This window comes from Streptomyces sp. NP-1717 (genome assembly GCF_022695985.1).
In the GTDB taxonomy this organism is placed as follows: Bacteria; Actinomycetota; Actinomycetes; order Streptomycetales; family Streptomycetaceae; genus Streptomyces.
In genome coordinates, this window is the sequence record NZ_JAAPBF010000243.1 from 1 (window position 1) to 10,764 (window position 10,764).

The window sequence follows — 10,764 nt, forward strand, 5'->3', positions numbered from 1 at the left end:
GGTGCGCTATGCGCACGTAACGCGCCGCACCCGCCACCGAGTTCCCGGTGCGGAAACGGCGCCCGCCCGGCTGTAGCCTCGGCGGCATGTCAGCGAATGATCGGGAGACCGTGTCCGGCGAGGCGTCCGACGAGGTGACGGCGTGGCTGTCGCGCAACGCCGTGCCCCTGAGCGGCGGCCTGGCCCCCGGCGCGCCGACCGCCGATCTCCAGCCGCTCAAGGAAGTACTCGACGGTGTAAGGATCGTGGGTCTCGGCGAGTCCACCCACGGCACGCGTGAGTTCTTCCGGCTCAAGCACCGGCTGCTGGAGTACCTGGTGACCGAGCTGGGCTTCACGACGCTCGCCATGGAGGCGAGCGCGTCCGCCGGCCCGGCCGTCGACGCGTACGTACGGGGCGGTGTCGGCGACCCCGCGCAGGTGCTGACCGGGCTGGGCTTCTGGACCTGGCGCACCGAGGAGATCCTGGGCGTCATCGAGTGGATGCGCGCGTACAACGACGGTCGCCCGGCGGACGAACAGGTCCGTTTCGCCGGGATCGACCCGCAGCGCTCCGGGGATTCGCTGGCGGTGCTCGAAGCGTTCCTGACCAGCGTGGCGCCGGACCGGCTGCCCGCCCTGCACTCCTCGCTCGGCGTGCTCGCCACCGCGTATCCGGGCTCGCGGCCCGACCCCGAGCAGAAGTTGATGCACGAAGCGGTGAACCTGCTGGAGTTCGTACGGGACTTCGACGAGCCCGGCACCCCGGCCGGGGCCGTGGCGGTGCGGCACGCGCGGATCCTGGTCCGGGCCGCCGATCTGGTGACCCGCGGCGGACAGCACCCCGACCCGGAGCGGACGGTCGCCGCCGCGCGCGACCGGTACATGGCCGAGGCGGTCGGGGACATCCTGGAGGACCCCGACGCCAAGGTGGTGCTCTGGGGCCACAACAGCCATGTCGCGAAGGGCCGTACGGCCGACGACGCGGCGCCGCCGCCGCTGGGCCAGCACCTGCGCGAGCGGCACGGGGACGCGTACTACGCCCTCGGGCTCCTCTTCGGCGAGGGCTCCTTCCGCGCCCACCGCGTCTGGCCGGGTCCCTGGAGCGGCGTCGGCGGCCTGACGGGCCGTGTCGCCGAGGGCAACCCCATCGGCCCCGCCCCCGCGAACACCGTGGAGGCCCGCCTCGCCGCCGCCACCCCGGAGGACCACCTGCTGGACCTGCGCCCCGCGACGGCCGGCGACGCGCCGCGCGCCGTCCGGGAGTGGGCGGACGCCGCGCACGACACGCGGTCGTTCGGCGCGCTGGTGACGCGCTGGTTCTACCGCTCGCACGTCGTCCCGGTCCGCCTGTCGGGACAGTACGACGGTCTGGCGTACGTGGCGGTGTCGACGGACTCGCGGCCGATCGCCCCGTACCGACCGTCCGTCAGGCCGTAGCACCGCACAGCCCAGGAGGAGGCCGCGAGTGGAACGCCCCGAGGGCGGCACCCCCTCTCGGGAGTACCGCCCTCGGTTCGTACAACTGCGTGCGTGCTGCTACGCCATGAACCGCCGATCCGTCAGGATCAGAAGTCCATGTCACCGCCCGGCATGCCGCCGGGCGCGCCGCCGGCGGCGGCCTTCTCCGGCTTGTCGGCGATGACGGCCTCGGTGGTGAGGAACAGCGCCGCGATGGACGCCGCGTTCTGCAGCGCGGAGCGCGTGACCTTCGCGGGGTCGATGATGCCCTCGGCGATCATGTCCACGTACTCGCCGGTCGCGGCGTTGAGGCCGTGACCGATCTTGAGGTTGCGGACCTTCTCGACGATGACGCCACCCTCAAGACCCGCGTTGACCGCGATCTGCTTGAGCGGGGCCTCCAGCGCGAGCTTGACGGCAGCGGCGCCCGTCGCCTCGTCGCCTTCGAGCTCCAGCTTCTCGAACACCGAGGAAGCCTGGAGCAGAGCCACGCCACCACCGGCGACGATGCCCTCCTCGACGGCGGCCTTGGCGTTGCGCACCGCGTCCTCGATGCGGTGCTTGCGCTCCTTGAGCTCGACCTCGGTCGCGGCACCGGCCTTGATGACGGCCACGCCGCCGGCCAGCTTCGCGAGGCGCTCCTGGAGCTTCTCGCGGTCGTAGTCCGAGTCAGAGTTCTCGATCTCGGCGCGGATCTGGTTCACGCGACCGGCGACCTGCTCGCTGTCACCGGCACCGTCGACGATGGTGGTCTCGTCCTTGGTGATGACGACCTTGCGGGCGCGGCCCAGCAGGTCGAGACCGGCGTTCTCCAGCTTGAGGCCGACCTCCTCGGAGATGACCGTGCCGCCCGTGAGGATGGCGATGTCGTTCAGCATCGCCTTGCGGCGGTCACCGAAGCCCGGGGCCTTGACGGCGACGGACTTGAAGGTGCCCTTGATCTTGTTGACGACGAGGGTGGAGAGCGCCTCGCCCTCGACGTCCTCGGCGATGATCAGCAGCGGCTTGCCCGACTGGATGACCTTCTCCAGGAGCGGCAGAACGTCCTTGACGCTGCCGATCTTGGAGTTGACGATCAGGATGTACGGGTCGTCGAGCGACGCCTCCATACGCTCCATGTCGGTGGCGAAGTACGCCGAGATGTAGCCCTTGTCGAAGCGCATGCCCTCGGTGAGCTCAAGCTCAAGACCGAAGGTCTGCGACTCCTCGACGGTGATGACGCCTTCCTTGCCGACCTTGTCCATCGCCTCGGCGATGAGCTCGCCGATCTGGGTGTCGGCGGCGGAGATGGAGGCCGTCGAAGCGATCTGCTCCTTGGTCTCCACGTCCTTGGCCTGCTCAAGGAGGGCACCGGAGACGGCCTCGATGGCCTTCTCGATACCGCGCTTGAGGGCCATCGGGTTGGCGCCGGCGGCCACGTTGCGCAGGCCCTCGCGGACCAGGGCCTGGGCCAGGACGGTCGCGGTGGTCGTACCGTCACCGGCGACGTCGTCCGTCTTCTTGGCGACTTCCTTGACCAGCTCGGCGCCGATCTTCTCGTACGGGTCCTCGAGCTCGATCTCCTTGGCGATGGAGACACCATCGTTGGTGATCGTGGGGGCGCCCCACTTCTTCTCGAGGACGACGTTTCGGCCCTTGGGGCCAAGGGTGACCTTGACGGCGTCGGCGAGCTGGTTCATCCCGCGCTCGAGACCGCGCCGTGCCTCCTCGTCGAACGCGATGATCTTGGCCATGTGAAGTGGTCCTCCCGGACAGGGGGTGGATTGCTCCGGACCGTGTCCGCGCCCGCGACGGACGGCCGAAGAGCCCTGCGGTTCCTTGCCCCACAGGCTCTCGGGCCTCGCTGACCCGGTCCATAAGTTGTCACTCTCACCTGCAGAGTGCTAACGCCAATGATTAGCACTCGCCCCCCGAGAGTGCAAGCGACTCCCGAGTGACCGCAGCCGCGCGCACGCCTCGCGCACGCCCCCCGCGCGCACGCACGAGGGGCCCGTATCCCCTGTCGGGATACGGGCCCCTCGTCAGTGAGTGCGTCGTTGGCCGATCGCGCCGCAATCAGACGGCGAGCTTGACCATGTCCGCCTGCGGACCCTTCTGGCCCTGCGAGATCTCGAACTCAACTCGCTGACCTTCTTCAAGGGTGCGGTAGCCGTCCATCTGGATCGCGCTGTAGTGGACGAAAACATCCGCACCACCGTCGACCGCGATGAAGCCGTAGCCCTTCTCCGCGTTGAACCACTTGACGGTGCCCTGAGCCATGCCCAACTCCCCTATTACTGGCCCCTGCGCGGGACCGCACTTCGCGCCGGAACGCGTCGACCGCGGCTGAATGTATCTGCCCAACTGCCCTCTGCAACAGGTCAATCGGACGAGAATTATGGGCATGGCCGAACACGCAAAGGGGTGAATTGCCGGGCCACCAGGGGCAAGTCGGGCCGGGCAAAGCGCAAGGAACCGCGCAAACAGCGTCCACACTTTGACCGCATCTTGTCGCGAACTCATATGCTCGTGGCACAGGCGGCGGCGGGGCTACCCCAACTGTACCGCGTTCAACCTCATGGAATTGCCCCCTCCGTTTCTCTTGCGGAGGGGGCAACACCGTTCACCGTGCGTGCTGTTCGGCCGTACGTCCGGCCGTACGGTCGGCCCGTCAGCCGCCGGCGACCGCCGGGATGATCGAGATGCCGGCGCCGTCCGGCGTGGCGGTCTCCAGGCCCTGCTCGAAGCGGACGTCGTCGTCGTTCACGTACACGTTGACGAAGCGCCGGAGCTTGCCCTGGTCGTCCAGGACACGGGCGGCGATGCCCGGGTGGTTGGTCTCCAGGGACGCGATGACCTGGGAGAGGGTCGTGCCCTCGGCCGGGACCTCGGCCTGCCCGCCGGTGTACGTACGGAGAATGGTGGGGATACGGACGTTCACGCTCATCGGTTTCTGCCTTCCGGGAAGTAGCGGGTCGGTGAGGTGCTCAACGCGCGAGACCCGCCGCGCGGAACGCGTCGAGGCTCGGCGGGATCGTCGCGGTCGGCCCCGTCGTCGGCGCGACGGCGTCCAGCGTCTTGAGCCCGTCACCGGTGTTCAGCACGACCGTCGTGAGCGCCGGGTCGAGCAGACCCGCCTCGATGAGCTTGCGCGTCACGCCCACGGTCACCCCGCCCGCCGTCTCGGCGAAGATCCCCTCGGTGCGTGCGAGCAGCTTGATCGCGTCGACGACCTGCTCGTCGTTCACGTCCTCCACGGCGCCGCCCGTGCGGCGGGCGATGTCCAGGACGTACGGACCGTCGGCCGGGTTGCCGATCGCCAGCGACTTGGCGATCGTGTTCGGCTTCTGCGGCCGTACGACGTCGTGACCGGCCTTGAAGGCGACGGAGACCGGTGAACAGCCCTCGGCCTGCGCGCCGAAGATCTTGTACGGCTTGTCCTCCACCAGACCGAGCGCGATCAGCTCCTTGAGCCCCTTGTCGATCTTCGTCAGCTGCGAGCCGGACGCGACGGGGATGACGAGCTGGTCGGGCAGCACCCAGCCGAGCTGCTCGCAGATCTCGTACGCGAGGGTCTTCGAGCCCTCGCCGTAGTACGGCCTGAGGTTGACGTTGACGAAGCCCCAGCCCTCGCCGAGCGGGTCGCCGATGAGCTCCGAGCAGAAGCGGTTGACGTCGTCGTAGTTGCCCTCGATGCCGACGAGTTCGCCGCCGTAGATCGCGGCCATGACGACCTTGCCCTGCTCCAGGTCGTGCGGGATGAACACGCAGGAGCGGAAGCCGGCGCGGGCCGCGGCGGCGCCGACGGCGCCCGCGAGATTGCCGGTGGAGGAGCAGGAGAGCGTGGTGAAGCCGAAGGCGCGCGCCGCCTCGACGGCGATGGCGACGACGCGGTCCTTGAAGGAGTGCGTCGGGTTGCCGGAGTCGTCCTTCACGTACAGGCCGCCGGTGACGCCCAGCTCGCGGGCGAGGTTGTCGGCCCTGACGAGCTTGGTGAAGCCGGGGTTGATGTTCGGCTTCGACGCCACGTCGGCGGGGACGGGCAGCAGCGGCGCGTAGCGCCAGATGTTGTCGGGACCCGCGGCGATGCGCTTCTTCAGCTCCTCGGGGTCGCCGCTCGGCAGGTCGTAGGCCACTTCGAGGGGGCCGAAACAGCTCTGACAGGCGAAGATCGGGCCGAGTTCGAAGCGCTCACCGCATTCGCGGCACGAGAGGGCGGCGGCGGGTCCGAGATCCACGGTGCCGGCGTCGGATGCTGCTGATCCGGCGGCAGTGGCGGAGTCGTTGGCGTTGGGGACGGTCTGCACAGCCATGAAGGCGAGGGCCCTTTCCTCATCTTCCTCGCGACGCATCTCGCCGCGAGACGGAATTGGCACCTTCCCCACCGTGACCTCGCGGTCGGCGGGAGGGTTGCCGGGGCTTCAACGGGCCGTTCCCTCTGCCCCTCTGGATGAGCGGTATTCGATTGTCAGCCTGACGACCCCCGACGTGCGACGGTCATCCGCGTTGTTCAAGACTGTAACCGAACCCCTGGACGGTTGAAGGGCTCGTCCGATCCGCGAGATGGAGATCACGTGCTGGAAGAGGTGGAGCGCTGGCTGGCCCGGCGGTCCTGGTCCGCGGCGGACCGGCCGCGCGGCCTGCTGGCCGCGGCGAAGCAGGGTACGCAGGTCAGCGTGGTGCTCCCGGCACTGAACGAGGCGGCGACGGTCGGCCGGATCGTGTCCGTGATCCGGCGCGACCTGATGTCGGGTCCGGCGCCTCTCGTCGACGAGCTGGTCGTGATCGACTCGGGCTCGACCGACCGTACGGGGGAGATCGCGGCGGCGGCCGGGGCGCGGGTGGTGCACCGCGACGACATCCTGCCGGGGCTGCCGGCCGTGCCGGGCAAGGGCGAGGTGCTCTGGCGCTCCCTGCTGGTGACGAGCGGCGACATCGTCTGTTTCGTGGACGCGGACCTGAAGGACTTCTCGGCGGATTTCGTCTCGGGGATCGTGGGCCCGCTGCTGACCGAGCCGGACGTGCTGTTCGTGAAGGCGATGTACGACCGCCCGCTCGGCGACGAGCCGGGGCAGGGCGGCCGCGTGACGGAGCTGGTGGCGCGCCCGCTGCTGAATCTGCACTGGCCGCTGCTGGCGGGGTTCGTGCAGCCGCTGGGCGGCGAGTACGCGGTACGGCGCTCGCTGCTGGAGCGGCTGCCGTTCCCGGTCGGTTACGGGGTGGAGCTGGGGCTGCTCGTGGACGCGCTGCACACGGTGGGGCTGGACGCGCTGGGCCAGGTCGACGTCGGGGTGCGCAGGCACCGGCACCAGGACGGGCAGGCGCTGGGACGGATGGCGGCGGCGATCTACCGGACGGCGCAGCTGCGGCTGTCGCGGGGGCATCTGGTGCGGCCGGTGCTGACGCAGTTCGAGCGGGGCCAGGGCGGCTTCGAGCCGCGTACGCACGCGGTGGACACGGAGGAGCGGCCGCCGATGCGGGAGATCGCGGAGTACGCGGCGCGGCGGGCGGCGTAGGGGGCGCGGGGGCGTCACCGCGTGGCATTACCGGTCCGTTCGTATGATTTGCGTATATTGCCTGGTATGGCGATGACCGCGCTGACCCTGACCACGGAACAGCTCTGGCTGCTGGGCGGCGTGGCCCTCGCCCTCGTCGCCGCCGGGGTGGTGGCGCTGGCGGCGGGCCGGGGCCGGGGGCGTGGCTGATCCTCGCCGACCTGAATCCGTACGTTTGAGCGTTTGTGCCACGGGCTAGATTTCGGCACATGGTCTCCGAGCACGCCGCCCAGGTCCTCGTCGCGTCCAATCGCGGCCCCGTCTCGTACACCCTCGGCAAGAACGGCGAGCTGACCTCCGGGCGCGGCGGCGGCGGGCTCGTCTCGGGTCTCTCGGCCATCGGGCCCGACACGAACGCGGTCTGGGTGTGCGCGGCCCTCGGCGACGGCGACCGCGAGGCCGTGCGGCGCACCGGCGGCCGGCTCGACACCGCCGACACGGGCGGCCAGCGGGTGAGGATGCTCGGCATCCCGCCGGAGGTCTACGCGGACGCGTACAACGGCGTCGCGAACTCCACGCTCTGGTTCGTCCACCACCTGCTCTACCAGACACCGCTGGAGCCGGCCTTCGGCTCGGACTTCCGGGCGCGGTGGGCTTCGTACGAGGCGTACAACCGCGCGTTCGCCGAAGCCCTGGCCGACGAGGCGGGCGACGGCGCGGCCGTACTGATCCAGGACTACCACCTGGCCCTGGTGCCCGGCATGCTCCGGGCGCTGCGGCCCGATCTGCGGATCGGGCACTTCTCGCACACCCCGTGGGCCCCGGTCGACTACTTCCGGCTGCTGCCCGACGACATCGCGCGCCAGCTGCTGCGCGGCATCCTCGGCGCCGACCGGGCCGGGTTCCTGACCCACCGCTGGGCCGACGCGTTCACCGCGTGCTGTACGGAACTGCTGGGCGGGACCGGCAACACGGCCATCGGGGTGCACGGCCTGGGCGCCGACGCGGACTTCCTGCGCGAGCGCGCGCACCGGCCCGATGTGGACGAGCGGCTGGCCGGGCTGCGGGAGCAGATCGGTGAGCACGAGGGGGCGCCGCGCAGGACGATCGTGCGGGTGGACCGCACCGAGCTGTCGAAGAACATCGTGCGCGGGATGCTCGCCTACCGGCAGTTGCTGACGGACCGTCCGGAGTGGCGCGAGCGGGTCACGCATGTGGCGTTCGCCTATCCGTCCCGGCAGGACCTGGCGGTCTACCGCGACTACACGGCCCGGGTCCAGGAGGTGGCAGACGAGATCAACTCGGCCTTCGGCACGCCGGGTTGGACGCCGGTGGTGCTGCACGTCAAGGACGACTTCGCGCGCTCGCTCGCCGCGTACCGCCTCGCGGACGTCGCGCTGGTCAACCCGATCCGCGACGGCATGAACCTGGTCGCGAAGGAGATCCCGGTCGTCTCCGCGAGCGGCTGCGCGCTGGTGCTCTCGCGCGAGGCGGGCGCTTACGAGGAGCTGGGCGAGGACGCGCTGGTGGTGAACCCGTACGACGTGTCGGCCACGGCGGCGGCCCTGCACGAGGCCCTGACGATGGACGACGACGACCGTACGGCCCGTACGAAGCGCCTGGCCGCTGCGGCGACGGCGCTGCCGCCGCAGCGGTGGTTCCTGGACCAGCTGGAGGCGCTGCGCGACGGCTGAGCGGCTACCAGGCGACGGGCCGGTAGTCCTTGAGCAGTACGCCGTGGACGGGGCTGCCCGCCTGCCCCTGCACGATCGGGTGGTAGATCCGTGCCGCGCCGTCCACGATGTCCAGCGGCGGGCGCCAGCCGGTGGCGGCGTGCCGCTCCCTGGCGGGCAGGGGTTTCTCGTCGGTGACCCAGCCGGTGTCGACGCTGCAGACGTGGATGCCGCGCGCGGCCAGCTCGGCGGCGCTGGTGCGGGTGAGCATGTTGAGGGCGGCCTTGGCCATGTTGGTGTGCGGGTGGCCGCTCGTCTTCTTGTGGACCGTGAACTGCCCCTCGACGGCGGACACGTTGAGCAGATAGCGGCGCGCCCGGGGTGAGGACTCCAGCAGCGGCAGCAGCCGGTCGGCGAGCAGGAACGGGGCCACCGCGTTGACGAGCTGGACCTCCAGCATCTCGGCCGGGTCGATACCGCCGAGCCGGGCGGTCCAGGAGTTCTCGGCGGCGGTCTCGGTCAGCAGGCCGGCCTCGTCGGCGGTCGGCAGTACGGCGACGGTGGCGGTGGCCGTCGCGCGCGGTACGAGCCCGGCGGCCCAGGACCGGTCCGCCAACTCGGTGTTCACGGCGCCGGGGACGGTGAAGCCGGGGGCGGTCCAGACGGCGGGCGGGTCGGCGGACGGCAGCGCCGTCCGCGCCGGTGCGGACTCGGCGGCGGCCAGGGCGGAGTAGGCGCGCGGCGAACGGCGCAACGTCTGGGCCGCGTTGTTGATCAGGATGTCCAACGGCCGTGCCTCGGCCAGCAGATGGTCGGTGAAGGCCAGCACCTGCCGGGGATCGCGCAGGTCGAGCGCGGCGACGCGCAGCCGGTCCCACCAGTCGGCGGCGTCGGGGGCCGCCGCGAAGCGCCGTACCGCGTCCTGCGGGAAGCGGGTGGTCACGGTGAGATCGGCACCGTCGCGCAGCAGCATCAGCGCGAGCTGATGGCCGATCTTGACGCGCCCGCCGGTCAGCAGCGCGCGGTGCCCGGTCAGATCGGTGCGGGCCCGGCGGCGGGTGAGGTTGTCGCGGGCGCAGTCGGGGCAGAGCCGGTGGTAGAAGTGGTGGATCCGCCGGTAGTGGTCCTTGCAGACGTAGCAGCGCTGGGGGCGCCCCAACTCGCCGACGAACCGGGCCTCCCGCTCCGGATTCACGCCCCCCAGCGGCGCGTCCACGGTCCGGTCCGGCGCGCCCATGACGGTGCCGGCCTGGATCGCGGCGTCCGCCGTCGCGCGGGCGCCCCGGGTGGCCGAGCGGCGTTTGCGCCGCCCGTCCCGGAAGAGTCCGCTCGCGGCCCGCTCCAGCCGCTCACGCCGGGGATCCTCGATCGACAGGTCCCGGGCCTGCGCCAGCAACGCCAGCGTCGCCTGTATCCGCTCGTCCGTCAGGCCGTCCATCAGGTCATCCGTCAAGCCGTCGTTCATCGAGCCCTCGCCCCCCGCTCACACCGGACGACCATGATGCGCGAGCCGGACACCCACTGTCGCCCGCGTTTCGGGCCGGGGCCTCCCGTCCTCAGAGGCGGGCGGCCACCGCCGCGAGGAAGTCGGTCAGCGCTCCCGGGCCCGGCAGCACCAGGTCGGCCCTCGCGGCGAGTTCGGGGACCTCGCCCGTACCGCTGCACAGCAGCAGACCCGGGTGGCCCCTCCCGCGCAGGGTGTCGACCGCCGCGAAGGCCGGGAGGTCTCCGAGGTCGTCGCCGCCGTAGACGACCGTCTCGGCGCCGATCTCGTCGACGTACTCGCGCAGGGCCACGCCCTTGTCGACGCCGGGCGGGCGCAGTTCCAGTACGAGGCGGCCCGGTTCGAGCACCAGGCCGTGCCTGGCCGCAAGGTCGGCGAGCGGTGCGCGCAGGGCGTCGAAGGCTCCCTGCGGGTCCGTGGCACGACGGGTGTGGACCGCGACCGCCATGCCCTTCTCCTCGATCCACACGCCGCGCAAGGAGTCGAACCGTTCGAGGACGCCGGGGAGTTCATCGCGGACGGCGGCGACTCCGGGGTGCGGCTCCGGGGCCTGCACGGTGCCGCTGACCGCGTCCCAGCGTTCGGCGCCGTAGTGGCCGAGTACGACGAGGTGTTCCAGGCCGGGCACCGCGGCGAAGCCGCCGTACCGTACGGCGACATCGGCCGGGCGGCCG

General features: G+C 71.1%; 10 protein-coding genes and 1 riboswitch. Of the genes, 4 read left to right on the forward strand and 6 right to left on the reverse strand.

Translation table 11 applies throughout. From position 1 onward, the window contains the following. The first annotated feature begins 86 nt into the window (after positions 1-86). Positions 87-1,418, forward strand: coding sequence for an erythromycin esterase family protein (locus GXP76_RS30625; protein WP_242574876.1), 1,332 nt, complete (start codon positions 87-89; stop codon positions 1,416-1,418). Positions 1,419-1,546: 128 nt separating this feature from the next. Here GXP76_RS30625 and groL read toward each other — a convergent pair whose 3' ends face one another. The 4 genes from groL to thrC form a co-directional block, all read right to left on the reverse strand. Then, the gene (groL, locus tag GXP76_RS30630) at positions 1,547-3,172 is read right to left on the reverse strand and encodes a chaperonin GroEL (RefSeq protein ID WP_147876687.1); all 1,626 of its coding nucleotides are present in this window, start codon (positions 3,170-3,172) and stop codon (positions 1,547-1,549) included. Between the two features lie 322 nt (positions 3,173-3,494). After that, positions 3,495-3,698 carry a cold-shock protein gene (locus tag GXP76_RS30635; protein WP_005315736.1) on the reverse strand — a complete coding sequence of 68 codons (204 nt, stop codon included), beginning with the start codon at positions 3,696-3,698 and terminating at the stop codon, positions 3,495-3,497. A 391-nt stretch (positions 3,699-4,089) separates the two neighbouring features. Then, on the reverse strand, positions 4,090-4,365 hold the full coding sequence (locus tag GXP76_RS30640) for a MoaD/ThiS family protein (protein WP_242574877.1): 276 nt from the start codon (positions 4,363-4,365) through the stop codon (positions 4,090-4,092). 40 nt (positions 4,366-4,405) lie between these two features. Further along, positions 4,406-5,731 (reverse strand): threonine synthase, encoded by a 1,326-nt coding sequence (gene thrC / locus GXP76_RS30645; protein WP_242574878.1) that lies wholly within the window; start codon positions 5,729-5,731, stop codon positions 4,406-4,408. A 16-nt stretch (positions 5,732-5,747) separates the two neighbouring features. Beyond that, a riboswitch (SAM riboswitch) is annotated at positions 5,748-5,875 on the reverse strand. A gap of 117 nt (positions 5,876-5,992) precedes the next feature. On the opposite strand from thrC, the gene GXP76_RS30650 reads away from it, so the two are divergent. The 3 genes from GXP76_RS30650 to GXP76_RS30655 all read left to right on the forward strand — a co-directional run bounded on the left by GXP76_RS30650 (position 5,993) and on the right by GXP76_RS30655 (position 8,607). Then, positions 5,993-6,934, forward strand: a complete 942-nt coding sequence (locus GXP76_RS30650; RefSeq protein WP_242574879.1) for a glucosyl-3-phosphoglycerate synthase — start codon at positions 5,993-5,995, stop codon at positions 6,932-6,934. Positions 6,935-7,000: 66 nt separating this feature from the next. After that, on the forward strand, positions 7,001-7,123 hold the full coding sequence (locus GXP76_RS35765; protein ID WP_277994002.1) for a hypothetical protein: 123 nt from the start codon (positions 7,001-7,003) through the stop codon (positions 7,121-7,123). Positions 7,124-7,182: 59 nt separating this feature from the next. Then, positions 7,183-8,607, forward strand: coding sequence for a trehalose-6-phosphate synthase (locus GXP76_RS30655; protein WP_242574880.1), 1,425 nt, complete (start codon positions 7,183-7,185; stop codon positions 8,605-8,607). A 4-nt stretch (positions 8,608-8,611) separates the two neighbouring features. Here GXP76_RS30655 and GXP76_RS30660 read toward each other — a convergent pair whose 3' ends face one another. Both GXP76_RS30660 and otsB read right to left on the reverse strand, forming a co-directional pair. Then, complete coding sequence (locus GXP76_RS30660; protein WP_242574882.1) at positions 8,612-10,024, reverse strand: SDR family NAD(P)-dependent oxidoreductase; 1,413 nt, start codon at positions 10,022-10,024, stop codon at positions 8,612-8,614. A gap of 118 nt (positions 10,025-10,142) precedes the next feature. Continuing rightward, positions 10,143-10,764, reverse strand: a 622-nt coding sequence (otsB, locus tag GXP76_RS30665) for a trehalose-phosphatase (protein WP_242574881.1), incomplete at its 5' end; no start/stop codon positions are given.